This window comes from Bradyrhizobium sp. CCBAU 51753 (assembly GCF_015291565.1).
Taxonomy (GTDB): domain Bacteria; phylum Pseudomonadota; class Alphaproteobacteria; order Rhizobiales; family Xanthobacteraceae; genus Bradyrhizobium; species Bradyrhizobium ivorense.
Genome location: NZ_CP030037.1, coordinates 4,941,898 through 4,965,657, shown reverse-complemented (window position 1 = coordinate 4,965,657; position 23,760 = coordinate 4,941,898). Strand labels below are relative to the sequence as shown.

Annotated in this window: 27 protein-coding genes; 16 read left to right on the top strand and 11 right to left on the bottom strand. The window is 65.5% G+C overall.

What is annotated here, in order from left to right:
* Window positions 1-148: 148 nt before the first annotated feature.
* A complete protein-coding gene (locus XH93_RS22460; protein ID WP_139483412.1) occupies window positions 149-406 on the bottom strand; it encodes a hypothetical protein in 258 nt (85 codons plus the stop codon).
* Between the two features lie 288 nt (window positions 407-694).
* On the opposite strand from XH93_RS22460, the gene coaD reads away from it, so the two are divergent.
* From coaD to queA, 5 genes are all read left to right on the top strand, one after another.
* Window positions 695-1,192, top strand: a complete 498-nt coding sequence (gene coaD / locus XH93_RS22455) for a pantetheine-phosphate adenylyltransferase (protein ID WP_139483413.1) — start codon at window positions 695-697, stop codon at window positions 1,190-1,192.
* A 47-nt stretch (window positions 1,193-1,239) separates the two neighbouring features.
* On the top strand, window positions 1,240-1,782 hold the full coding sequence (locus XH93_RS22450; protein WP_194469184.1) for a peptidylprolyl isomerase: 543 nt from the start codon (window positions 1,240-1,242) through the stop codon (window positions 1,780-1,782).
* A gap of 6 nt (window positions 1,783-1,788) precedes the next feature.
* On the top strand, window positions 1,789-2,226 hold the full coding sequence (locus XH93_RS22445; RefSeq protein ID WP_194469183.1) for a hypothetical protein: 438 nt from the start codon (window positions 1,789-1,791) through the stop codon (window positions 2,224-2,226).
* A complete protein-coding gene (locus XH93_RS22440; RefSeq protein ID WP_194469182.1) occupies window positions 2,202-2,666 on the top strand; it encodes a peptidylprolyl isomerase in 465 nt (154 codons plus the stop codon). The genes XH93_RS22445 and XH93_RS22440 overlap by 25 nt, the downstream gene beginning before the upstream one ends.
* A 62-nt stretch (window positions 2,667-2,728) precedes the next feature.
* On the top strand, window positions 2,729-3,826 hold the full coding sequence (gene queA, locus XH93_RS22435) for a tRNA preQ1(34) S-adenosylmethionine ribosyltransferase-isomerase QueA (protein ID WP_194469181.1): 1,098 nt from the start codon (window positions 2,729-2,731) through the stop codon (window positions 3,824-3,826).
* Window positions 3,827-3,936: 110 nt separating this feature from the next.
* On the opposite strand, the gene XH93_RS22430 is transcribed toward queA, so the two are convergent.
* Both XH93_RS22430 and XH93_RS22425 read right to left on the bottom strand, forming a co-directional pair.
* Complete coding sequence (locus tag XH93_RS22430; protein ID WP_194469180.1) at window positions 3,937-4,695, bottom strand: SDR family NAD(P)-dependent oxidoreductase; 759 nt, start codon at window positions 4,693-4,695, stop codon at window positions 3,937-3,939.
* A 77-nt stretch (window positions 4,696-4,772) separates the two neighbouring features.
* On the bottom strand, window positions 4,773-6,041 hold the full coding sequence (locus XH93_RS22425; RefSeq protein WP_194469179.1) for an ROK family protein: 1,269 nt from the start codon (window positions 6,039-6,041) through the stop codon (window positions 4,773-4,775).
* 285 nt (window positions 6,042-6,326) lie between these two features.
* Here XH93_RS22425 and XH93_RS22420 point away from each other — a divergent pair, with 285 nt between their 5' ends.
* From XH93_RS22420 to XH93_RS22390, 7 genes are all read left to right on the top strand, one after another.
* Window positions 6,327-7,280, top strand: a complete 954-nt coding sequence (locus XH93_RS22420) for a sugar-binding protein (protein WP_371814771.1) — start codon at window positions 6,327-6,329, stop codon at window positions 7,278-7,280.
* A gap of 62 nt (window positions 7,281-7,342) precedes the next feature.
* Window positions 7,343-8,884: a sugar ABC transporter ATP-binding protein gene (locus XH93_RS22415; RefSeq protein WP_194469177.1), complete on the top strand. Its 1,542-nt coding sequence runs from the start codon at window positions 7,343-7,345 to the stop codon at window positions 8,882-8,884.
* Window positions 8,881-9,942, top strand: a complete 1,062-nt coding sequence (locus tag XH93_RS22410) for an ABC transporter permease (protein WP_194469176.1) — start codon at window positions 8,881-8,883, stop codon at window positions 9,940-9,942. The genes XH93_RS22415 and XH93_RS22410 overlap by 4 nt, the downstream gene beginning before the upstream one ends.
* 148 nt (window positions 9,943-10,090) lie before the next feature.
* Window positions 10,091-11,437 (top strand): carbohydrate porin, encoded by a 1,347-nt coding sequence (locus XH93_RS22405; RefSeq protein WP_194469175.1) that lies wholly within the window; start codon window positions 10,091-10,093, stop codon window positions 11,435-11,437.
* A 106-nt stretch (window positions 11,438-11,543) separates the two neighbouring features.
* On the top strand, window positions 11,544-12,338 hold the full coding sequence (locus XH93_RS22400) for an ATP-binding cassette domain-containing protein (protein ID WP_194469174.1): 795 nt from the start codon (window positions 11,544-11,546) through the stop codon (window positions 12,336-12,338).
* A complete protein-coding gene (locus XH93_RS22395) occupies window positions 12,338-13,420 on the top strand; it encodes an ABC transporter permease (RefSeq protein WP_194469173.1) in 1,083 nt (360 codons plus the stop codon). Before XH93_RS22400 ends, XH93_RS22395 begins: the two co-directional genes overlap by 1 nt.
* A 93-nt stretch (window positions 13,421-13,513) precedes the next feature.
* Window positions 13,514-14,446, top strand: coding sequence for a sugar-binding protein (locus XH93_RS22390; protein ID WP_194469172.1), 933 nt, complete (start codon window positions 13,514-13,516; stop codon window positions 14,444-14,446).
* Between the two features lie 82 nt (window positions 14,447-14,528).
* Here the strand turns inward: XH93_RS22390 and XH93_RS22385 are convergent, their stop codons facing one another.
* The 3 genes from XH93_RS22385 to XH93_RS22375 all read right to left on the bottom strand — a co-directional run bounded on the left by XH93_RS22385 (window position 14,529) and on the right by XH93_RS22375 (window position 17,509).
* Window positions 14,529-15,554, bottom strand: a complete 1,026-nt coding sequence (locus XH93_RS22385; RefSeq protein WP_194469171.1) for an aspartate-semialdehyde dehydrogenase — start codon at window positions 15,552-15,554, stop codon at window positions 14,529-14,531.
* A gap of 297 nt (window positions 15,555-15,851) precedes the next feature.
* Entirely contained in the window at window positions 15,852-16,478 is a 627-nt protein-coding gene (locus tag XH93_RS22380) for a PepSY domain-containing protein (RefSeq protein WP_246799270.1), read from the bottom strand.
* Window positions 16,479-16,759: 281 nt separating this feature from the next.
* The gene (locus XH93_RS22375) at window positions 16,760-17,509 is read right to left on the bottom strand and encodes a TetR/AcrR family transcriptional regulator (RefSeq protein WP_194469170.1); all 750 of its coding nucleotides are present in this window, start codon (window positions 17,507-17,509) and stop codon (window positions 16,760-16,762) included.
* Between the two features lie 230 nt (window positions 17,510-17,739).
* Here XH93_RS22375 and tgt point away from each other — a divergent pair, with 230 nt between their 5' ends.
* The gene (tgt, locus tag XH93_RS22370; RefSeq protein WP_194469169.1) at window positions 17,740-18,885 is read left to right on the top strand and encodes a tRNA guanosine(34) transglycosylase Tgt; all 1,146 of its coding nucleotides are present in this window, start codon (window positions 17,740-17,742) and stop codon (window positions 18,883-18,885) included.
* Between the two features lie 9 nt (window positions 18,886-18,894).
* On the opposite strand, the gene XH93_RS22365 is transcribed toward tgt, so the two are convergent.
* A complete protein-coding gene (locus tag XH93_RS22365; protein WP_139483438.1) occupies window positions 18,895-19,110 on the bottom strand; it encodes a hypothetical protein in 216 nt (71 codons plus the stop codon).
* 226 nt (window positions 19,111-19,336) lie between these two features.
* On the opposite strand from XH93_RS22365, the gene cysK reads away from it, so the two are divergent.
* Both cysK and XH93_RS22355 read left to right on the top strand, forming a co-directional pair.
* Window positions 19,337-20,311, top strand: coding sequence for a cysteine synthase A (gene cysK / locus XH93_RS22360; protein WP_139483440.1), 975 nt, complete (start codon window positions 19,337-19,339; stop codon window positions 20,309-20,311).
* Between the two features lie 3 nt (window positions 20,312-20,314).
* A complete protein-coding gene (locus tag XH93_RS22355; protein WP_139483442.1) occupies window positions 20,315-20,554 on the top strand; it encodes a BrnA antitoxin family protein in 240 nt (79 codons plus the stop codon).
* A gap of 65 nt (window positions 20,555-20,619) precedes the next feature.
* Here the strand turns inward: XH93_RS22355 and XH93_RS22350 are convergent, their stop codons facing one another.
* Window positions 20,620-21,498, bottom strand: coding sequence for a DMT family transporter (locus XH93_RS22350; RefSeq protein ID WP_194475297.1), 879 nt, complete (start codon window positions 21,496-21,498; stop codon window positions 20,620-20,622).
* 145 nt (window positions 21,499-21,643) lie between these two features.
* On the opposite strand from XH93_RS22350, the gene XH93_RS22345 reads away from it, so the two are divergent.
* Complete coding sequence (locus XH93_RS22345; RefSeq protein WP_194469168.1) at window positions 21,644-22,042, top strand: RidA family protein; 399 nt, start codon at window positions 21,644-21,646, stop codon at window positions 22,040-22,042.
* A 73-nt stretch (window positions 22,043-22,115) separates the two neighbouring features.
* Here the strand turns inward: XH93_RS22345 and XH93_RS22340 are convergent, their stop codons facing one another.
* From XH93_RS22340 to XH93_RS22330, 3 genes are all read right to left on the bottom strand, one after another.
* Window positions 22,116-22,493: a hypothetical protein gene (locus tag XH93_RS22340; protein WP_139862367.1), complete on the bottom strand. Its 378-nt coding sequence runs from the start codon at window positions 22,491-22,493 to the stop codon at window positions 22,116-22,118.
* Between the two features lie 133 nt (window positions 22,494-22,626).
* A complete protein-coding gene (locus XH93_RS22335) occupies window positions 22,627-22,962 on the bottom strand; it encodes a hypothetical protein (RefSeq protein ID WP_139862366.1) in 336 nt (111 codons plus the stop codon).
* Between the two features lie 189 nt (window positions 22,963-23,151).
* On the bottom strand, window positions 23,152-23,748 hold the full coding sequence (locus XH93_RS22330) for a formyltransferase family protein (RefSeq protein ID WP_139483447.1): 597 nt from the start codon (window positions 23,746-23,748) through the stop codon (window positions 23,152-23,154).
* Window positions 23,749-23,760: the final 12 nt, after the last annotated feature.

The following is a 23,760-nucleotide window of genomic DNA, read 5'->3' as shown; positions in this document are numbered from 1 at the left end:
GGTGTGCTGGTCACGTGCGATCTCCCGATGGCTTGGCGCCCGCCGGGTGATCCGTGCGAGCGCCTTAGACGTTAGTCTGCGACGGGTCGTCGCAAATTACCATCGGGATTTGTGTGACGGTCAGACGTGAATGCACGCGCAGACGTGATTACGGGGTGCGATCGGCGGTGACGAGGCGGGCTTCGCGAACCACCGTCTTGCTGCCGGCGGAGCGCAGGCAGGAGGCCTCGAAGTTCGGCCAGGCCTGCTGCGAGCAGCCCTTGCCGATCGGGTGGACATCGAGGCGGTCGCCCTTGGCGAGCGGCTGCGGGGTCGAGGCTTCGACCTGCGGGGCGAAGCCCGGAAGAACGGTGAGTGCGGCGGCGATGAACGCAGCAATCGCGATGGCGGAAAATGCCTTGATCATGACGGTCCCCATTTGATCGGGCCCCCCGGGCCCGTCGTTTCGTTGTGCGAGATGTACCGGCCGCAAGTTTCCTGACGTCTTCGCCACGCCGGAAAATGGTTTCATCCCGGGCCGGTTGTGTTTCGTCCGCCAGCGGGCGACGAAACATTCGGCCTGGTAGACGCTGGCATCCCAGATCTGGTTCAGTGGCCGACGGACGAAAGTCCGTTGGCCGACTTGGCCCGGAGCCGGGGAGCGGCGGAACCGGGCTGGCTTGCCGCGGCGGGCCGGGCGGGTTAGAGGGGACCCATGCCCCGTATTGCGCTCTATCCCGGCTCCTTCGATCCCGTCACCAACGGCCATCTGGACGTGGTCCGGCAGGCCGCCGTCCTGTGCGACCGCCTGGTCGTGGCGGTTGCCGTGCATCCCGGCAAGAAATCGCTGTTCTCGACCGAGGAACGGCTGCAGATGCTCCAGGAGGTGTGCGGTCCCGTGGTCCAGCAGGCGGGCTGCACGCTCGAGTGCACCACCTACGACAATCTGACGGTGACGGCGGCGCGCAAGCTCGGCGCCACCATCATGATTCGCGGCCTGCGCGATGGCACCGATCTCGATTACGAGATGCAGCTGGCCGGCATGAACGAGGCCATGGCGCCGGAGGTGCATACCGTCTTCGTCCCGGCCTCACCCGCGGTCCGCCCGATCACCGCCACACTGGTGCGCCAAATCGCCCAGATGGGCGGCGACTTCTCAGCCTTCGTGCCGTCATCAGTCGCCGCTAGCCTGAAGGCCAAGTTCGCCGGCTGATGCCGGTCATCCGCTATATCCCGAACGTTCAGAGATCCGGAGTTTCCATGATCCGCATTCTTGCATTCGTTGCCGCGCTGCTCTGCGTCGTGCCCGCGGTGGCGCAGCCGCTGCCGGCCAATCTCGACAAGGCCAATGCGATCGTGATCGACACCACCAAGGGCCGCATCGTCGTCAAGCTGCGCCCGGATCTCGCGCCCCAGCACGCTGAGCGCATCAAGCAGCTGGCGCGCGACGGCTACTACAACAACGTGCCGTTCCACCGCGTCATCGAGGGCTTCATGGCGCAGACCGGCGACGGCAAGAATTTCAACGGCACCGGCGGCTCGAAATATCCGAACCTTCCGGCCGAATTCTCCAACGTGCCCTACAAGCGCGGTATCGTCGGCATGGCGCGCACCAGCGATCCCAATTCGGCGAATTCGCAGTTCTTCATCATGTTCGCCGACGGCTCGAGCCTGAACGGGAAGTACACCGTGATCGGCGAGGTGGTATCCGGCATGGACGTGGTCGACAAGCTCAAGCGCGGTGAACCGGTTGCCGATCCCGACAAGATGGTCAAGGTGCAGGTCGCATCCGACATCAAGTGACACATGATGGCGGCGCGCGGCAGGCCATGGACCTTGCTCGCGGCGCCGCTGCTGTGGCTTGGGCTGACGGCCGGCGCCGCGGCCGAGTCCGAGCAGCTCGATACGATCAGGGACGTCGTGCTGGCCATTCACCGCTGCTGGCGGCCGCCGCCGCCGGACAAGGCCGGCCCGATCGACATCACCGTGATCGTCAGTTTCAACCGCGCCGGCGCGATCCTCGGACACCCCAGGATCACCTATGAATCGCAGGGGGCCAGCGATAAGGACCGGGTACAATACCGGATTGCCGTGATGGAGGCGTTGCAACGCTGCACGCCGTTGCCATTTTCCGAGAGTCTGGGCGGCGCGGTGGCCGGCCGTCCGTTTGCAATCCCGTTCAGGAACAAGAAATATCCACCCAAGAGCCAGGAGAGACGAGCATGGCTGCTACCGAAAATACTCTGATCCTCGAGACCACGCAGGGCCCCGTCACGATCGAGATGCGTCCGGATCTCGCGCCGGGCCATGTCGCGCGGATCAAGGAGCTGGTGCGCGAGGGCTTTTACGACGGCATCGTGTTCCACCGCGTGATCGACGGCTTCATGGCGCAGACCGGCTGTCCGCAGGGCACCGGCATGGGCGGAAGCGGCAAGAAGCTGAAGGCCGAGTTCAACAAGGAGCCGCATGTCCGCGGCACCGCCTCGATGGCGCGCGCCGCCAATCCGGATTCCGGCGACAGCCAGTTCTTCATCTGCTTCGACGACGCCTCCTTCCTCAACGGCCAGTACACGGTCTGGGGCAAGGTCACCGAAGGCATGGAGAACGTCGACAAGATCAAGCGCGGCGAGCCGGTGCAGAACCCGGACAAGATCGTCAAGGCGCGCATGGCCGCCGACGCGGAGTAAACCAACACTCTCCGTCATTCCGGGTTCGTGCTTTGCGCGCCCCGGAATGACGATGTTGAATCATGCGCACTGACCTCTTTGATTTCGAACTCCCGCCCGAAAGCATCGCGCTCCGCCCCGCGAGTCCGCGCGATGCTGCGCGGATGCTGGTGGTGCATCCGGACGGCGTGCTGCGCGACCAGGGCATCGCCGATCTGCCGCATTGGCTGGAGCCGGGCGACCAGATCGTCGTCAACGACACCAGGGTGATCGCGGCGCAGCTCAAGGGCCGGCGGATCGGGCGCGAGACCGAGCCCAAGATCGAGGCGACGCTGATCAAGCGGCTCGACGGCTCGCGCTGGCAGGCGCTGGTCAAGCCGGCCAAGAAGCTTGCCGAGGGCGACACAGTCAGGTTTGGCAATGAGGGCAGGGTCTGCCTGCTCGGCCATCTCGATGCGCAGGTCGAGGCCAAGGGGCCGGAGGGCGAGGTGACGCTGTCATTCTCGTTCCACGGCCCCTCGCTCGACCAGGCGATATCAGACGTCGGCATCACGCCGCTGCCGCCCTACATCGCCTCGAAGCGCACGCCTGACGATCAGGATGCGCGCGACTACCAGACCATGTTCGCGGCCAACGAAGGCGCGGTGGCCGCGCCGACCGCGGGGCTGCATTTCACGCCGGCGCTGGAGGCCGCGCTGAAGAACCGCGGCGTCGGGCTGCACCAGCTCACGCTGCATGTCGGAGCCGGAACGTTCCTGCCGGTCAAGGCAGAGGAGACCTCGGAGCATCGGATGCACGCCGAATGGGGCTGCATCACCGCCGCGACTGCATCGGCCCTGAACGCGGCGCGCGCCAAGGGCGGCCGGATCGTTGCGATCGGCACCACCTCGCTCCGGCTATTGGAAAGCGCGACGACGCCCGACGGCACGGTGCAGCCGTTCGCGGGCGATACGTCGATCTTCATCACCCCGGGCTATCGCTTTCGCGCGGTCGATATCCTGCTGACGAATTTCCATCTGCCGCGCTCGACGCTGTTCATGCTGGTCTCGGCCTTCTCGGGCCTGGGGACGATGCAGCGCGCCTACGCACATGCGATCAAGGACGGTTACCGGTTCTATTCATATGGCGATGCGTGCCTGCTGTTCCGGGCGCACGAGCCCCACGGCGATGTAGACCTGTAGGGCGTAGGGTGGGTTAGCAAAGCGTAACCCACCATCGTGCCGCAACCGGCGTAATGGCGGGTTACGGCTTCGCCTAACCCACCCTACAAATCCTCGTGGTCACACGCCGATCAGACCCAGCCGCCATCGACGATGTAATTCTGGTTGGTGCAGGCGCCGCTGTCGTCGGCGGCGAAGAACAGCACGACGCGGGCGATGTCGTCGGGCACCAGCTTGCGCTTGAGGCATTGCCGCTCCATCAGCTCGGCCTCGCCGGCGGGCGTCAACCAGTTGTCCTGCTGCCGCTGGGTCATAATCCACCCGGGCAGGATCGAATTGACCCGCACGTTATTCGGTCCGAGATCGCGCGCCAGCGCGCGGGTCAGGCCCTGAACCGCCGATTTGGCTGTGGTGTAGCAGGGCATGTTGCCCTGGCCGATCACCCAGCTCACCGAGCCGATGTTGATGATCGCGCCGCCGCCGGCATGGACCATGTCGGGTGCGACCGCCTGGGCGGCAAAGAACTGGTGCTTCAGATTGACCGCGAAGCGCTCGTCCCAATATTCCGGCGTGACGTCCGCGATCGCGTGACGGTCGTCGCGGGCCGCGTTGTTGACCAGGATGGTGATCGGCCCAAGCGTCTCGCGGATGGCCGCGATCGCGCGTCGCAGCGCCGCGATGTCGCGCAAATCGGCGTGCTCGAACTGCACGCGCGCGTGTGCCGGCAGGCTGGAGACCAGCTGCTGCGAGGCCTTCGCATCGATGTCGATGAAGCCGACCCGCGCGCCCTGGTCGACGAATTGGCGGACGATGGCTTCACCGATGCCGGAACCGCCGCCGGTCACCAGCACAGTCCGGTCCTTGAGGCTTGGATAGGTCGCGCCCTGCATGTGCATTCTCTCGATCTTGCGCCTTCACGGCGTCGGTTGCTTGATTATGGTTCAGAGAAGGGCCGCGCTTCCAGTGTTCACTCGGCACTTTCCAGCAGGTTGCGGTCCACCACCCGCAGCGTCCGCCGCACCATGCCGTCGACGATGGCCGCCGACTCGCTCGGACGGACATAGATCGCGGTGGACTTGAGCAGCCACGGCAGCACCGCCTGCTCGAGCCGCTCCTCATAGGCGTGGCGCATCATCTCGAAGGCCTGCAGGCCGGGGCCCGCCAGGATGATGTGATGCGGGCGCAGCACCGAGATCGTGGCGGCGACCGCCCCTGCGAGCGAGCGGCCTGCCGCCTGGTACAAATGTTCGAGGCGGGGATCGCCGCTCTGGGCGCGTTCGCGCAGCAGCGTCATTTGGGCCTCGGACGGCTGCTGTGCCGCCGCCGGCGGCAGGTCGAGAAAGGTGCGGGCGTCTCGGTAGAGCGCGTAATCGGCGAGATAGGCCTCGATGCAGCCGCGCTGGCCGCAGCGGCATTGCGGACCATCCGGCGCCAGCTTGACGTGGCCGATCTCGCTGCCGGCGTCGGTGCCCCAGCGCGGCTCGCCGTCGACAACGACGCCCATGCCGACGCCATGGCCGACCACGATGCTGGCCGAGAGGCCCTGCGCCAGCGCCGGCTCCGCAGCGGTGAGCGCCAGCGCAACCGCGACCGCGTCGTTCGCCATCACGGGCTCGACGCCGAACGCTTCGCGGATCGGCGTCGCCAGATCGACGTCGGTGGCCGACAGCGCCGGGCTCCACAGATGCCGGCCGGTATCGGCGTTGACGATGCCCTGCAATGCGATCCCGATGCCGAGCAGCCGATGCCGCGGCGTGGCCGTCGCATCGAGCATGGCGTCGATCTGGGCAATCACCAGCGCGCGCAGCGCGCTTGCATCGAGCGCGCGGGTCGGGATTTCAAGCCGGGATTGCGCGAGGCCGGAGCCGCTGAAATCGGCGATCAGCGTCTCGATCAGGTTCATGCGCAGCGAGACCGCGACGATGCGGCCGAACTCCGGGTTCAGCGTCAGCAGCACCGCCGGCCGGCCGCGGCGGCGGACAGCCAGCCCCTCGCCATCGTCCTCGTCGGCATCGTCGGCCCAGGCCACCGCGTCGGGCTCGGCCTCGCACAGCAATTCTTCGGCGATCAGTTTCGATGTGATGGCGGAAATCGCCGCGAAGCTCAGCCCCGTGCTCCGCGCGAGCTCGACGCGCGGCATCGGTCCCTGACGCCGCAGGACGTCGACAAGACGGCCGCGGTTCGATCCGCGGGCCGGGTTCAGGGCACGTTTCGACGGTTCGGGCTGCTCATCCATGGGATCTTTCATGGTGTCTTTTAATTCGTCTTCTGAAGTTAATCAACGCGTCCAGATGCAGGTGTAATCGAAAAAGCACAGTTTGGGGCTGATATGTCGCAGCATATTTACTAATATCGCCCCTCGTGTACCATTCATGCTTGAAGAAACAATAAGAAACATCCTTGACTGGATATTTTGTCGCTCTAGTTTCTTCACTGACTAAATAAAATAGGGCGCGAAAAGCGCCGCGTGTGAGGCCCTCAGAGTGGGGTCACAAAAGGGGAGGTGCTCATGAAGGGCCCAATGAAGAAATTGATCCTGCCTGTGCTGGCGAGCGCAGCCGCGCTTGCGATGGCCACGGGCGTGGCACAGGCGCAGCAGAAAAAGACCATCGCGCTGGTGACCAATGTCGCCGCCGACTTCTGGACCATTGCCGGCCGCGGCCTCGAGAAGGCGCAGAAGGAGCACCCGGACTACAAGATCGAACTGATCGTCACCAACGAAGGCACCGCGGCGGGCCAGCGGCGCGAGCTGGACGACCTCCTGGTGCGCGGCGTCGCCGGCATCTCGATCTCGGTCGACGATGCGCCGCATGCAACCGAACAGCTCAACAAGGTTGCGGCCAAGACCGTCTTGATCACGACGGACAGCGACGCGCCGCAGAGCAACCGCCTCGCCTATATCGGCACCGACAACGTCGCGGCCGGGCGGCAGGCCGGCGAGGAGATCAAGAAGGCGCTGCCGAATGGCGGCAAGATCGCGCTGTTCGTCGGCACGATGGACGCCGACAACGCCCGCGAGCGGGTGCAGGGCATCAAGGAATCGATCGCCGGCACCAAGGTCGAGCTGGTCGACGTGTTCACCGACCAGGTCGACTTCGCCAAGGCCAAGGCCAACATGGAGAACGTGCTGGTCAAATATCCCGACATTGCGCTGATGTCCGGGCTGTGGAGCTACGAGACGCCGCTGATCTATGACGCCGTGAAGGCGTCGGGCAGGGCCGGCAAGGTCAAGATCGTCGGCTTCGACGAGGACCAGCGCACGCTGCGCGGGATCTCCGACGGCACCATCGAATCCACGGTCGTGCAGCAGCCGTACGAGTTCGGCTACCTCTCCGCCACCAACATCATCAAGACGCTGAACGGCGACAAGTCCTGGATCCCGGCGGACAAGAAGCTGATCGTGCCGACCAAGGTGATCAGCAAGACCAACGTCGCCGAGTTCGCCGCATCCCTGAAGGACCTGCTGAAGAAGTGACTTCAGCGTGCTTCACCGCCCGGCTGCCTCTGGCGGCCGGGCGCTGTGCCGGAGGACCACGAATGGCCGAGACGTTGCTGGAGCTCGCGGGGATCAGCAAGACCTATCCCGGTGTCCGGGCGCTCGACAATGTCAGCTTGCGCGTCTGCCGCGGCGAGGTGCTCGGCCTGATCGGCGAGAACGGCGCCGGCAAGTCGACGCTGATGCGCGTTCTGGGCGGCGTGGTTGCGCCGAGCGAGGGCGTGATCCGGATCGGCGGCATCGACCACGCCGAGATGACGGTGACCGAGGCGACGCAATGCGGCATCGCCTTCGTGCACCAGGAATTGAACCTGTTCGAGAATCTCGACGTTGCCGCCAACGTCTTCATCGGCCGCGAGCCGCTGACCGGCGGCCCCTTGAGGCTGGTCGACAACGCCGAGATGCGCGCCCGCGTGACGCCGCTGCTGCAGCGGCTCGGCGCCGATTTCACGCCGACCACGCTGGTCGAAAACCTGTCGATCGCGGAGCGCCAGATGGTGGAGATCGCCAAGGCGCTCTCGATCGACGCCCGCGTCATCATCATGGACGAGCCGACCTCCAGCCTGACGATTTCGGAGACTGAACGGCTGCTGGAGGTGATCGCCGATCTCAAGGCGCACGGCATCTCGGTGATCTATATCTCGCACCGGCTCGGCGAGATCATGACCTGCGCCGACCGCGTCGTGGTGCTGCGCGACGGACGCACGGTGGGCGAGCTCGCGCGCGACGAATTGAGCCACGCCGCCATGATCCGGCTGATGATCGGCCGGGACCTCAAGGCGCTGTACACGCCGCCGAAGCGGCCGCCGCAGTCGGGCGGCTGCGATATCGCCGGCGTCGTGACGACCGCCTTTCCCGACCGGCAGATCGACCTTTCGGTGCGCCGCGGCGAGATCCTCGGCCTCGCCGGGCTGGTCGGCGCCGGCCGCACCTCGCTGGCCCGTGCGGTGTTCGGCATCGACCCGCTGCTCGGCGGCGAGATCAGGATCGACAATGCGCCGGTCGGTGTCGCCTCGCCGCGCGACGCGATCAGGCAGGGGATCTACCTCGTGCCGGAGGACCGCAAGAAATCCGGGCTGGTGCTGGAATTGCCGATCCGGGAGAACGTGACGCTCGCGAACCTGCTGGGCCATGCGTGGATGTGGCTGATCCATGGCACATCCGAGCGCAAGGTGGCGCAGGACCAGGCGCGGCGCCTGTCCATCAAGGCGCCGAGCATCGATATCGAGGCCGTGACGCTCTCCGGCGGCAACCAGCAGAAGGTCGTGCTGGGCAAATGGCTGTCGATGCAGCCGCGCGTGATGTTCTTCGACGAGCCGACCCGCGGCATCGATGTCGGCGCCAAGAGCGAGATCTACGCGCTGATGCGCGAGCTCGCCGACCAGGGCGTCGCGATCGTTATGATCTCCTCGGACATGGAGGAGGTGATCGGCGTCTCCGACCGCGTCGCCGTGATGCATGAGGGCGCCGTCAGCGGCGTGCTCGAGCGCGCGCAGTTCAGCGAATACAACGTGCTGCGGCTGGCGATCGGGCAGCAGCTGGAGACCCAGGCGCTGGAAACCATGGAAGCCGCCGCGACATGATGAAGAAAGAACTCGGACTGTTCCTGCTGCTCGCGCTGATCTCCGCCATAACAGGCGCGATCAATCCGGCCTTCCTGTCGGTGGTGAACCTCTTGAACATGGCTAATCTGATCGGCCTGTTCGGCGTGTTCGCGCTGGGCGAGGGGCTGGTGATCATCACTGGCGGCATCGATCTTTCGCTCGGCTCGATGTTCGCGCTGCTCGGCGTCATCTTCGTCGACCTGCTGGTGACCTATCAGGTCGACTGGCCGCTCGCGCTATTGCTGGTCCTGCTCGGCGGGCTGGCGCTGGGCGGCATTCAGGGCTTCCTGATCACGCGGCTGAAGATGCAGCCCTTCATCGTGACGCTGTGCGGACTGCTGATCTATCGCGGCGCGGCGCGCTACTACACCAGCGACTCGACCCGCGGCTTCGGCTACGGAGATGAGGCCAGCACGCTCGGCAGCATCGCCTCCGGCAATGTCGCGGGCATCCCGAACACCTTCATCTTCCTGATCATCCTCGCGCTGATCCTCGGCGTGCTGCTGCACCGCTCGGTCTACGGGCGCTGGCTCTATGCCGTGGGCAAGAACGAGGAAGCGGCGCGGTTCTCCGGCATCAACACCAACCTGGTGATCGCGACCGCCTACATCATCAGCGGCGGGCTCGCCGGCGTCTCCACCGTGTTGTTCGTGTTCTACACCAACTCGGTCTCGCCGAGCTCGTTCGGCAATTTCTACGAGCTCTATGCGATCGCGGCTGCCGTCCTCGGCGGCTGCAGCCTGCGCGGCGGCGAGGGCTCGATTCTCGGGATCGTGCTGGGGACGGCGCTGCTGCAGGTGCTGCAGAACCTCGTCAACATCCTCGGCATCCCCAATTCGCTGAACTTCGCGGTGATGGGGACGGTGATCCTGGTCGGCGTGCTGGCGGATCAGCAATTGCAGAGCCGCCGGCGGCGCAAGGCGGCGCTGGCCGGCCTCGCCCGCAAGGCGCCGAAATCGACATCTGTGCAGGGAAACCAGAGCACAACACCGCGCGGCGCGGCCGCGTTGTCGGCGACAACGGACGAACAGAGATGACAGCTTCACGCTCCGGTTGACACACGGTCGCTGCGTCAGCGGCTGAAATCGGCGCGTGCTGAGACGGGGGCACGTTCCAGCTCGTGGGCTTGGGCAGGAACGTGATGCAAAACAGACAAAGCCTGGGGAAGCTGGAAGGACTACGAAAATGTTGCACAGGTCTGTGACCGCCGCACGCATGTGCGGCGCAGGGATACTATTGTCTTTGCTCAGCGGTGGAGCACATGCGGCCGATCTCATGACGAAGGCTCCGCCGATCCCTTATGCCGAGACCGATGATTTCTGGACGAGGCCGTATCTGTTCGGCGATCTCGGCAGGACGCAGTTGAAGGAACGCGGCATCTCGCTGGCGCTGACGCTGGGTGACGAAGCGGTCGGCAACCTGTCGGGCGGCAACCGGAACACCGCGACCCAGGCCGGACAGCTGTTCTTCCAGGCCAAGTTCGATATGGCCAAGCTGGCCGGCATCCAGGGTGGCCTGGTCGGCCTCACGCTGGTCGACCGCTTCGGCCACAACCTGAACGACGAAGCAGGCATTCCGGCCCTGCAGCTGACCAACGAAGTGTTCGGCCGCGGCAACATCCTGCGCCTGACCGAGCTCTACTATTCGCAAAAACTGTTCGATGGCCAACTCGAACTGAAGGGCGGCCGCCTCCCGGTCGGCTCCGACTTCTTTTTCGGCCTGTGCGAGTTCATCAACCTGACCTTCTGCGGCGGCCAGCCCGGCAACATCCAGGGCGGCTACATCTACAACTGGCCGGTGAGCCAGTGGGGCGGTGTGGTTCACTACAATTTTGCCAAGGGATTCCAGCTGTCGGTCGGCGTCTACGACGCCAACTCGAATTATCTGACCACAACAGACCCCACCATATACTTCCTGCCGGGCGTGCCGAACTCGAACCCCGCTGCCGGCGTGCTGGTGCCGGTCGAATTGGTCTGGGCGCCGAGCGGCCCGCTGGACGGCACCTGGCGGTTCGGTGGCTGGTATGACAGCGCATCCTCGATCGACGGCGGCCTGCCGGGCATTACGGCGATCATCCCGGGCGGCAATGGGGGCCCGGACCAGAACATCGGAGATCAACGCGGCCGCTACGGCATCTATGAATCGATCCTGCAGCGGTTGACCGTCGACGGTCCCGACGCGCAGGGTTGGTACACCTTCCTCAATACGACCGTTGCCGATCACCGGACGTCGTATCAGGACTACCAGATCGCCCTGGGCTTCCGGCACACCGGCACGTTCAGCTGGCGCCCCAGGGACGAAGTCGGCTTTGCGGTGGGCACGACCCACGTGAACTCGGCGGCGCTGACCCCAAATGCCGGCGGCAACGAAGTCCCGATCGAAGCCTGGTACGGCTGGCAAGCAACGGGCTGGATGAACCTCAAGTTCGACGCCCAGTACGTGATCAATCCCGGCGGGCGCGGCTATAATGCCGCCGGCGTCAAGACGAGCAATGCTTGGGTGCTCGGCATCCGCACGCTGGTGCACTTCTGATGCGACGGCTGGCTGCCCGGGTCACGGCAATGAACGACGGCAACGCCAAAGCCGTGAGCATGCCCGCTCACGGCGCCTCCTGTCGATCGTTTGAGCGAGGACCGCGATGGTAACCTCTCAAGCTGCCGGGCAGCCAGCCCTGGACAAATCGGCATTGAACCAGCCCGTGCTGGAGTTGAAGGGCATCGGCAAGGAGTTCGGCGCCATTCGCGCGCTGCACGATGTCGACCTGCGCATCGCTCCCGGCGAGGTGGTCGGCCTGATGGGAGACAACGGCGCCGGCAAGTCGACGCTGGTCAAGATCATCGCCGGCAATTTCCCGCCGAGCCATGGCGAGATCCGCTTTGACGGCAGGACGGTGCATTTCGTCCGTCCGATCGATGCCCGCGCAGTCGGCATCGAGGTGGTCTACCAGGACCTCGCGCTCGCCGACAATCTCACGGCGGCCGCCAATGTCTTCCTCGGCCGCGAGCTCAAGCGCAAAGTTGGTCCGTTCGCCTTGCTCGATCACAAGGCGATGGCGGCGCGTGCGCTGGAGCTGTTCGGCGAGCTGCGCTCGGAGACCCGTCCGCACGACCTCGTCAGGCAGATGTCGGGCGGCCAGCGGCAGGCGGTCGCGATCGCGCGGACGCGGCTCTCCAATGCCAAGCTCGTGATGATGGACGAGCCGACCGCGGCGATCTCGGTCCGCCAGGTCGAGCAGGTGCTGGGCCTGATCCATCGTCTGAAGGAGCAGGGCGTCGCGGTGATGCTGATCTCGCACCGCATGCCCGACGTGTTTGCGGTCTGCGACCGCGTCGTCGTCATGCGACGCGGCGAGAAGCGCGCCGACAAGGCGATCGGCGACACCAGTCCGGAGGAGGTCACCTCCCTGATCACGGGCGCGAAGGAGGCTGCGTGATGGCCACGCCGCTGGAATCTCCCATCACCTTCAGCAATGTCGGCAAGGCCCGATGGTGGCAGAGCGGCCTGTTTGCCTCGCAGACCGGCTACGTGCTGCTGGCGCTGGCGGTGCTGTTCGTGGTGATGAACTTCGCCAGCCCGTATTTCTTCACCCAGGGCAACATGCAGAATGTGGCGAAGAACTTTTCGTTCATCGCGATCGCCACGCTCGGCGTCACCCTCGTCATCATCATCGGCGGCATCGATCTCTCGGTCGGCTCGATGATGTGCTTCTCCGCGATGATCACCTCGATGGTGATGACGCAGCTCTCGACCCCGGGCGCGCCCGGCGCGGAGTGGTTCGTGCATCTCGCCGACGACGGCAAGACGGTGATCGCCAATTTGCCCGGTCTGATCCTGCTGATCTCGGTGCTGGCAGGGCTCGGCGTCGCGCTGGTCGTCGGCCTCGTCAACGGCTTCTGCATCGCGGTGCTCGGGCTGTCGCCGTTCGTCACCACGCTCGGCATGCTCTCGATCGTGCGCGGCCTCGGCTATGTCGTCTCCAACGGCCGCGGCAGTTTTCCCGGTGGTCCCGACGCGGATTATTTCTACGCGCTGACGTCGGGCGTCGTGTTCGGCATGCCGACGCCGTTCATTTACCTCGTGGTGCTCGCGGTGGCGATGGCGGTCGTGCTGCATCACACCGGCTTCGGTCGCCACGTCTTCGCCATCGGCGGCAATGAGGAGGCCGCCGCGCTGACCGGCATCCCGGTGGTCCGGGTCAAGATCGAGGTCTACGTGATCTGCGCGCTCGCGGCGGGGCTGCAGGGCATCATCGTCTCGGGCTGGCTGGGCTCCGCGCCGGCCAACATGGCGACCTCCTACGAGCTCAACGTGATTGCGGCGGCCGTGATCGGCGGCGCCAATCTCGCCGGCGGCATCGGCGGTCCGCTCGGCGCCATCGTCGGCTGCATGCTGCTCGAGGTGATCCGCAACGGCCTCGTGCTGGCGCAGGTCAACTCCTACTGGCAGCAGGCGCTGGTGGGCGTGATCATCATCGCGGCGGTGCTGGTCGATCGCATCCGCTCGCGGATGGCCTGAACAATGCCTCCGGGAGGATCGCGACATGATCGCCTATCCGCCTCCCGAAGCCGCTGACGTCAAGGATGGGCGCGAAAAATGTGGAGGGAAGCGATGAGGAAGACACTTTTTGCCGCCGTGGCAATTGCCATGATGGCCACACCGGCGTTGGCGCAGAGCTACAAGTTCGTGATCGTGCCCAAGGCCATGAACAATCCGTTCTTCGATTTCGCGCGCGACGGCTGCCTGAAGCGCGCCAAGGAGCTCGGCAACATCGAGTGCATCTACAAGGGTCCGGTCGAGCACGAGCCGGCGACGCAGGCGCAGATCATCCAGGATTTCGTCACCCAGAAGGTCGACGGCCTCGCGATCTCGGTCGCCGACGTCGCCGCGATGACCAAGTCGATCGCGGCGGCGACCGCAGCCGGCATTCCCGTCATCACCTTCGACTCGGACGCGCCCGGCTCGAAGCGGATCGCCTATATCGGCACTAACAACAAGGAGTTCGGCACGGCGCTCGGCAAGCAATTGCTGAAGCTGCGGCCCGACGGCGGCAAATACGCTATGATCTCCGGCGGACCGGGTGCGGAGAACCTGGCCGAGCGCGTCAATGGCGTGCGCGAGGCGCTCAAGGGCTCGAAGTGGACCGAGGTCCCGGGTTCGCCGAGCTTCTGCAACGACGACCCCGCGCTCGGCGTGCAGCAGATGACCGATCTGCGCACCGCGACGCCCGATCTCGCGGCGATCATCCCGGTCGGCGGCTGGCCGATGTTCGCGCCGGAAGGTTTCAAGGCGTTCGCCAGCAAGAGCAAGAAGGATATCGACGCCGGCAAGTTCACGCTCGTCGTCGCCGATACGCTCAGGATGCAGCTCGAACTGCTCAAGGAGGGTTATGCCAATGGCCTGGTCGGCCAGCGGCCGTTCGAGATGGGCGAGAAAGCAATGGACACGTTGTTTGCCATCAAGAAGGGCGCAAAGGTGCCCGAGATCATCTACACCGGTCTCGACGTCGTGACCAAGGACAACGTCGCGACGATGTTGAAGTAGGAGCGTTCGCTGGTCCAACGTTGCCGCGCGGCCTCCTCCGGTTCGGGAAGAGGCCGCGCGTACGTTCACATGCCGGCTCGTCTCACGCCATCACGCGCTCGGGCAGCAGCTCGGCGATCTGCACCGCATTCAGCGCAGCGCCCTTAAGCAGCTGATCGGCGGCGACGAACATCGAGATCGAGTGTCCCGAGGGATCGCTGAGATCCTTGCGGATGCGGCCGACCAGCACGTCGTCCTGGCCGGAGGCGTCGACCGGCATCGGAAAGTAGTTCTTGGCGCGGTCGTCGACGATCCTGACGCCCGGCGCCTGCGCCATGATCGCGCGCACCTCGTCCTCGGTGATCGGCCGCTCGCATTCGAAGGTGATCGCCTCGCAATGCGCGCGCAGCACCGGCACGCGCACGCAGGTGACGCCGACCGCGATCGTCTCATCCTCGAAGATCTTGCGGGTCTCCTTGATGACCTTGGTCTCCTCGTCGTTGTAGCCGGTCTCCGGATCGATGGCGGTGTTATGGTTGAACAGGTTGAACGCGAAGGGGTGCGGCATCACCTTCGGCGCATAAACCTGTCCGTTGAGATGGGCGCGGGTGGATTCGACGAGCTCGTCCATCGCGGCGGCTCCCGCGCCGCTGGCGGCCTGGTAGGTCGAGATGATCACGCGCTTGATGCGGTTCTTCTGATGGATCGGCCACAGCGGCACCAGCGCGGTGATCGCGGCGCAGTTCGGGTTTGCGATGATGCCCTTGTGATCACGGATGCGGTTCGCGTTGATCTCGGGGATGACAAGCGGCACGTTCGGATCCATCCGGAAGGCCGAGGAATTGTCGACCACGACGGCGCCGGACTTCACCGCAAGCGGCGCGAACTTCTTGGAAATGCCGCTGCCGGCCGAGAACAATGCGATGTCGACGCCCTCGAAGGCGCGCTCGGTGAGCTCCTCGATCACGACAGGCTTGCCGCGGAAGTCGATGGTCTTGCCGGCGGAGCGGGCGCTCGCCAGCGCCTTCAGTCTGCCGACGCGGAAGCCGCGCTTGTCCATGGTGGCGATGAATTCGGCGCCGACGGCGCCGGTGACGCCGACAATCGCGACGACGGGATCGTTACTCACTGTGTTCTCCGTTTGAGTCTCGGTTGGGCATGATCTGATCGGAAAACCGGTTTCCACTTTTCCGGATCATGCTGTGTGCTGCAGGCAATAAAAAAGCCCCGGACCTTCATCAGGCGGGGCTTCGGGTAGAGATGATGCGGTTCGACCGACTACGCGCGCACGCCTCCCGAGGCCCCGGAGGGCTTGGTGGTTTTGGTCGTGCATTTGGTCGCGCTGATCATGGGGCGGACTTATGCGGGAGAGATCGGCGGCCGTCAACGGCTTTTGGGCGAAATCCGGGCGGCGTCCCGGCCGGCATCAGCGCATGCGGCCGCCGGGCGGCTCCAGGATCACCTGTTTCAGATCGCTGCCGGCGACCACCACGATGACGAAATTCAGCTTGCCGCGTTCGCGGGTCAGGCCGCCGCTGATCGCTTTTCCGGAGGTCGCACGCTCGGCGACTTGCACCGCATCCGCCAGGCGATGCCGGAGCGCCCTGAGCACGACGAGGTTGCCGCGGTCCTCACTGTCCAGCGAGGTGAGGGGCGAGGCGGCCTCGCTGCCGGACACTGCGCCGGTCGTCGCGTCGATGGTGTGGCGCCAGACTCGATCGTGCTGCACGGTCTTGACCCGGTACACAGCCGTTTCCGCCGCGGCGTCGAAGCTGATATCGGCGGTCGTCGAGCCGGCGTGGAGTTTTTCTGCAATGGCCATCGCCTGGCGCAACGAGATCTGGGCGGCCTGAAAACTGTCGAGCTCGCGGCGAACCTCGTGGGTGTCGAGCGCGGCCTCGTCTTCCTGGGCCTGAGGCAGGCCCGCCGCGGCATCCGTGGTCGCGATCGCATGGGCCGGCGCGGCAAAGGGCAGGGACAGCAGCGCGATCGCAAACAGCCGGGTTCCAAGTGCCCAATACCCCAGCCTGCGCAGTCGTCCGGTCGTCATCATGGAACCCGTGCTCCGCGCGTCGCCCTCGCGCATCCAGGGGGCCGTGTCGGTGGAAATGCGCGGCCGACCTCTTAGGTAGAGGCCGGCCGCCGAACTCCAAGTCGGAGCGACGGCGACGGCTCCGCTACGGCGATCGAAGTTGCTTAGGCGGCGCGAGACCCGAGGGGGCTGAGCAGGGATTCGCGCCTGTTATAACAAAACCATACGGTTTCGTTTTGTTTTAGTCAAGCCCAACTTATTGTGATGACGCGCGGGGCGTCAGCATGTTCCTGTGGGAACCGTCAGCGCGGCGATCGGCGGCGGGGCTTGGTTGGGTCCTTGCCGGCGTCGCGGAGCCGGTCCGGTGGACCCACGGCCCCGGCCAGGAACAGCCGGATCGAGACCTCCATCCGCTGTTCGGCCGCCTCCAGCTCGAACGGGATGCCGAAGGTCGCCATGCGGTGGGCATGGCCGACCACCATGTTGAGGAAGGTCTCGGCCGCGATGGTGGTGTCCTCGAGGTCGAGCGCGCCGCTGTCGACCAGCTGATCGAAGAATTCGGCGGTGGTTGCGACCGCTTTCGACCAGCCTTCGTCGACCGCAAGCTTTGCCACCTCGGGAAAATTGATCGCCTGCGCGGTCAGGATCCGGCTGAACGCGATCGAGTCCGCGCTGCAATTCAGAATCAAGAGCTGGCGTCCGAGATCGATCAGCCGCTGCTCGACCGAACGATCGGATGCGCTGTCGACCCGGATGTCAGACGCCGCCGCGGCCAGCGGGGCGAGCCAGCGCGCGATCTCACGCCGCAGCACCGCGGTGAACAGGCCGCGCTTGTCGCCATACTGCACGTAGACAGTCGGCTTGCTGACGCGGGCGGCCTCGGCCACCGCGTCGATCGAGGTGGCGTCGAAGCCGCGCTCCAGGAACAGGCGGGTGGCGACCTCGATCAGGCGCTGGTCGCGCTCGATCGCGGCGTCCCGGGTCGGCCGGCCGCCGCGCGACTTCGCCACGCTGCGCTTTGCTGCCCTGACCTTGGTTGCCGTCAATCCCATTGCCCTTCATCTCGTTGCACGCCGGACGGGTCACTTGCGGTCTATAACCCGCGGCGGCGGGATTCGTCGCCGCCGTATTTTGCCAAAGTAGAACGATACGGTATCGTTTTGTTTAACGGTGCATCTGCCCGGGTGCAAGAGATCCGGCCCGCCGCGATCCGGAAGGTCGGCGGGCGGGCGCCGCGCACAGCGGGTTGATCACGCACCGGCGACACGCAATAAGCAGCCGCATGAGTCCTGCCAATCATCTTGCCAATCATTTCGAACTGCTGGCCACCGACGGGGCCGCCCGCACCGGGCGCCTGACCACGCCGCATGGCGTGGTGCGGACGCCGGCGTTCATGCCGGTCGGCACCGCGGGCGCGATGAAGGGCATGCACTGGCGCGAGGTGCGTGATGCCGGCGCCGATATCGTGCTCGGCAACACCTACCATCTGATGCTGCGGCCGGGCGCCGAGCGGATCGCCGCGCTCGGCGGCCTGCAGCGCTTCACCGGCTGGGGCGGCCCGATGCTGACGGATTCCGGCGGTTTCCAGGTGATGTCGCTGTCGGAACTGCGCAAGGTGACCGAGCAGGCGGTGACGTTCCGCTCGCATATCGACGGCACCAAGCTCGAACTGTCACCGGAGCGTTCGATCGAGGTGCAGCGGCTGCTCGGCTCCGACATTGTGATGCAGATGGATGAATGTGTCCGGCTGCCGGCCGGGCACGCCGATATCGAGCGGGCGATGCAACTGTCGCTGCGCTGGGCCGAGCGTTCCAAGCGGGCGTTCGAGACGGCAGCGGACGGCACCATGCTGTTCGGCATCGTGCAGGGCGGCGACGTGCCCGCTCTGCGGCATGTCAGTGCACGCGGGCTCACCGACATAGGCTTTCACGGCTACGCGATCGGCGGGCTTGCGGTCGGCGAGCCGCAGGCGGTGATGCTGTCGATGATCGAGGAGACGGCCCCAGCGCTGCCGGCCGACCGGCCGCGCTATCTGATGGGCGTCGGCACGCCCGAGGACATGCTGGAAGCGGTGGCGCGCGGCGTCGACATGTTCGACTGCGTGATGCCGACCAGGAACGGCCGCCATGGCATGGCCTTCACCCGGTTCGGCCAGATCAACCTGCGCAACGCCCGCCATATCGACGATCCGCGGCCGCTGGACGAGGAGAGCCCGTGGCCGGCGGCCCGCAACTATTCGCGCGCCTATCTGCATCATCTCGTGCGCGCCGGCGAAACACTTGGGGCAATGCTGCTGTCCGAAATCAACGTCGCCTATTACCAGGAGCTGATGCAGGGCATCCGCGCGGCGATCGCAGGCGGCACGTTCGAGGAATTCAAAATGCAAACGCGCGCCGGATGGGCGCGCGGTGACATCGCTCAGATGTGAGCTGTGTGATCAGTTGCACACGATCGGCTTCACCGAGTGTTTTGTTACAAAGCCGTAACCACAGGTATCGCAGGTCCAGAGATAGCTGATCAGATTGTCATGAAGGTACGCGGACGCCTCGGCCGCGACCATCGAATCCGCACACACCGGGCAGGTCGGCAGATCGCTGCCGCGCGGATCGGGCTTAGACGCGACGGTCGACAGGATTTCAGCAAATGCTGGCATCGTGACCTCCTTTGCGTTCTGAGCTTCACTGACGAAAGTATATAGCCTGAATTGTTTGACCTTGTCGCAACACAAATGCGTTGGTTTGACGATATTTGTGCAGATTCTGATTTTGCGATGCAACGAAGAACGGATCAGCCGGTTGTCACTTGCGCCTCGTTGCCGCACTGCGTCTAATGCGCGAGAGCCAGATCTTCCCCGCACATTTGGGCCCAAGGAGCCGCTGATGGACGCGCCGTCGACAACGAGTGCACTGCAACCCGGACGCGGCCGCGTCTTTGACTCCATCGTCGATGCGATCGGCAATACGCCGATCGTGCGCCTGCGCAGACTGCCGCAGGCGGCTGGCGTCAACGCGACCATCCTCGCCAAGCTCGAATATTTCAATCCGGCGGCCAGCGTGAAGGACCGCATCGGCGCCGCGATGATCGTGGCGATGGAGAAGGCGGGCATCGTCAACGCCGACACCGTGTTGATCGAGCCGACCTCGGGCAATACCGGGATCGCGCTCGCCTATGTCGCGGCCTCGCGCGGCTACCGGCTGAAGCTGGTGATGCCGGAATCGATGTCGATCGAGCGGCGGCGGATGCTGGCCTTTCTCGGCGCCGAGATCGTGCTGACGCCGGCGGCGCAGGGCATGAAGGGCTCGATCGCGACCGCGGAAGAGCTGGTGCGCACCACGCCGAACGCGGTGATGCCGCAGCAATTCAAGAACCTTGCCAATCCGGAAATCCATCGCCGCACCACCGCCGAGGAAATCTGGAACGACACCGGTGGCAATATCGACTATTTCGTCGCCGGCGTCGGCACCGGCGGCACCATCACCGGCGTCGGGCAGGTGCTCAAGCCGCGCAAGCCGTCGCTCAAGATCGTCGCGGTGGAGCCCGAGGAAAGCCCGGTGCTGTCGGGCGGCCAGCACACGCCGCACAAGATCCAGGGCATCGGCGCCGGCTTCGTCCCCGACATCCTCGACCGCTCGGTGATCGACGAGATCATCAAGATCAACAGCGCGAGCGCGATCGAGACGTCACGTGCGCTGGCGCGCAGCGAGGGCATCCCCGGCGGCATTTCGTCCGGCGCTGCGATCGCCGCGGCCATGCAGATCGGCAAGCGGCCGGAGGCGGCCGGCAAAACCATCCTGGCGATTGTGCCCTCATTCTCGGAGCGCTATCTCTCGACTGTGCTCTTCGAAGGAATCTGAGACATGCCCGATCAGCCCAGGCGACCGCGTACCCTGAACGACCCCCGCAGCGAGGCCGAGGCGGCCTTCAAGCGCGCCACCACCAAGGTCGCGGAGGCGCCGCCGAAGACCGTTGCGGTCCCCGGCGTGCGGGAGCAGGTCACGTTGCGGATCGACAAGGACGTGCTGGAGCACTTCCAGGAAGGCGGCCCCGGATGGCAGGACCGCATCAACGCGGCACTCCGCAAGGCCGCGGGGAAGTAGCGCCATCGCAAACAAAAGGCCCGGGTCGATCCCGGGCCTGTTGCCGTCGCTGGCTCGCAAACCCATCAGATGCCGGCGCGGACCGGCACCCGAGCGCCCGGCCTCAGGTTCAGGAGGTTGCCGGTCAGGATCATCGCCGCGCCGAGCACCGTGAAGGCGTCGAGCCGCTCGGCATAGGCCAGCCAGCCCATGATCGCGGTCAGCGGCACGCGCAGGAAATCCATCGGGATCACCACCGTGGCGTCGGCATGCAGCAGGGCGCGCGCCATGCAGTAGTGCGAGAAGGTGCCGCAGAACGCGATCACGGTGAGCCAGCCCCAGGTGGCGAGCGGCGGCCAGGTCCAGACGTAGAGTCCTGGCCCGAGGCTCGCCAGCGACTGCACCAGGAGCATCCAGAACATGATCGTCACCGTCTGCTCGGTCCGCGTCAGCAGCTTGACGATGGCGACCGAGACGCCGAAGCCGACGGCGGCGACGAGCGCGATCAACTGGCCGGGATTGATGGTGCCGGTCGCCGGCCGCACGATCACGAGCACGCCGATGAGGCCGAGCGCGATTGCGATGGCCTTCCATGCCGTCATGCGTTCGCCGAGGAAGCTGGCGGCAAGGATCGCGGTCCAGATCGGCATGGTGAACTCGATCGCGACCAGCTGGCCGATCGGGATCAGGGTCAGTGCATAGAACCAGCCGAGCTGGGCGGAGAAATGGATCAGGTTGCGCGTGATGTGCAGATGCACCCGCGCCGTTTTCAGAACCGCAAGGCCGCCGCTCATGGCGATCAGCGGCGACAGCATCACGAGGCCGAGCACGCCGCGAACCGCCATCAGCTGAAAGACGTTGACCTCGCGCGTCGCTTCGCGGCCGGCCACCGTCACGATCAGCATCAGTGCGAGCCAGCCGGACATCCACAGCGCGGCGCGGGTCTTTGAGGGCGTGCGATCCATGGCGGGAAGCAATGTGAGGGGAGAGCCGGTATCGGCGAGCTGATACGGATTTGCAACGCGCAATTCTGCCGATGCGGATACGCCGTCCATGCGATCGGTGCTAAGCAGCCTCGAATGCCAAAAAGGGTCAAAGGAGGATCTGCTCATGCGCGTGTTGCAACCGGCCGAATGGTCGAAACCCCGCGGCTTCTCGCACGGCGTCGCGTTCGACGGCCCGGGCAAATGGATCGTGCTGGCCGGTCAGACCGGCGGCGACGAGAAGGGCGAGTATCAGCCCGACATGGCGGCGCAGGTCGGCACCGCGCTGAAGCGCATCGTCAAGCTGCTGGGCGAAGCCGGCGCGGGCCCGGAGCACATCGTCCGCCTGACCTGGTATCTCACCAGCCGTAGCGAATACGAGGGCGCGGGCGGTGGCATCGGCGCGGCCTGGAAGGAAACGCTGGGCCGCAATTTCCCGCCCTCGACCCTGCTCTATATCGACGGGCTGGTCGATCAGCGCGCCAAGGTCGAGATCGAGGTCACGGCGTTCGTGCCCGGCGCATAAGATCGATCGCTGAAATCACCCAATAAAAAAGCCCCCGGGCGCGGCCCGGGGGCTTTCTCGTCGGTGCAATCGATTACTTCGACAACGAGATGTTGGCGCCGCGGAATTGGCTGTCGGCCCGGATAGAGACCGACTGCTTGTTGCCGCGGGTCTGCAGCGCGATGTTGGCGTTGAAGCCGGGGGCGCTGGCCAGAACCTGGAAGTTGCCGCCGCCGCCGCGCCCCTCGATCGAGCCGCTGACATTGCGGCTGGTCTCGCTCCAGGTGCCGCTCACCGCGTTGCCCTCGGCCTGCACGTCGGCGGCGAGGTTGAACTTGTAGGCGTCGCTGGCGCAGGTGAGGCCCATGGTCATCCGGGGGCCGGCGACATGGTAGGTGGCGCGGCAGCGAATGCGCTCGCTGGAGCCGTCGTCCAGGGTGACCGAGCCGCCGCCGGACCAGGTGCCGGCCATGCCGGCGAACGGGCCGGACTGGGCGTGGCCGGCGCTGCTTGCAAGCGCCGTCACGAAAAACGCGACGGCTGCAAATGCAGGCCGCCGCGCCATCTCGAAAAATCTCTTGGCGAACAATCCTGGTGCGCTGATCTTACTGACGGGACGCTTCCCATCGGCCGCTGCACGGTACGCCAGCTGATGCCCCATTCCACTTCCCCGATCCGGATTTGCCACTGAGTTGACCGTTCGCATATGCACCATTGATCGAGACTCGCACAAGTCCCCCGCTGCCCACGGTGCCGGAGATCGCCGCGCCCTGCGCCGAGATCTTTCCTTCGCTGACGGTCACGGTCGAGCTGGTCGAGGGCTCGCAGCTGCCGGTCTTGGTGACCACAGTGACCTGCCAAAGGCCGTCATAGGGCTGCTGAGCGGAAACGGGAGCGGCGGCGACGACGGTCGCGGCGGCGGCCAACGAGGCCAAAAACATGTTGCGGATGCGGATCGGACGCATGAATCAATTTCCTGTCATTTAGGTGAGATGACACGGCTTATCCGGGCACAATGTGACCAGAATTTGGTGCGCCGCGGAACCGAAGAATGTTCCTGTGGATTCAAGCACATCATGGTGAATTTGGTTCCGGTCGCGGAACCGGTTTCGGCCCGCAGGTCACACAATTTAGTGCTTGCCGTCCAGACTGGGGGCCTTGGTGGCGAATTCCTCGTCCTGTGGCTCGGCGGGCAGGGTCTTGTGGGTCTTGGCGTGGTCGATGACCTGGGCGAGCAGGCGCAGGCCGAGCGGCGCCAGCGCACGCTCCCACAATTCGCGCGCGGTCTCGCCCTTCTTGACGAAGATCCAGTCCTGCGCCGCGATCGCGCCGGCGTCCATCCGGTCGGCGAGGTGGTAGATGGTGCCGCCGGCGATCGGATCGCGCTCCTTGATGGTCCATTCCACCGCCGCGATGCCGCGGTGCCGCGGCAACAGCGAGGGATGGTAGCCGATGCCGCCGAGGCGGCTCGCGGCCAGGGCTTCCCTGCTGACGCGGGCATGGCTGTGGGCGGTCACGATCAGTTCGGTGCCCGGCGCGATCTCGGACGCCGCCACGATCTTCGGATTGGCCTGCACCACGACATCGAGGCCGGCGGCCCTGGCGGCCGCCGCCAGACGGTCCTCGCCGTCATGGACCACGACCCTGGCGATTTCGATGCCGTGGTCGCGCAGCATGTTCAGGGTCGTCACGCCGAAATGGCGGGAGCCGACAAGGGTAATTCGCATGGGATCCGTTCC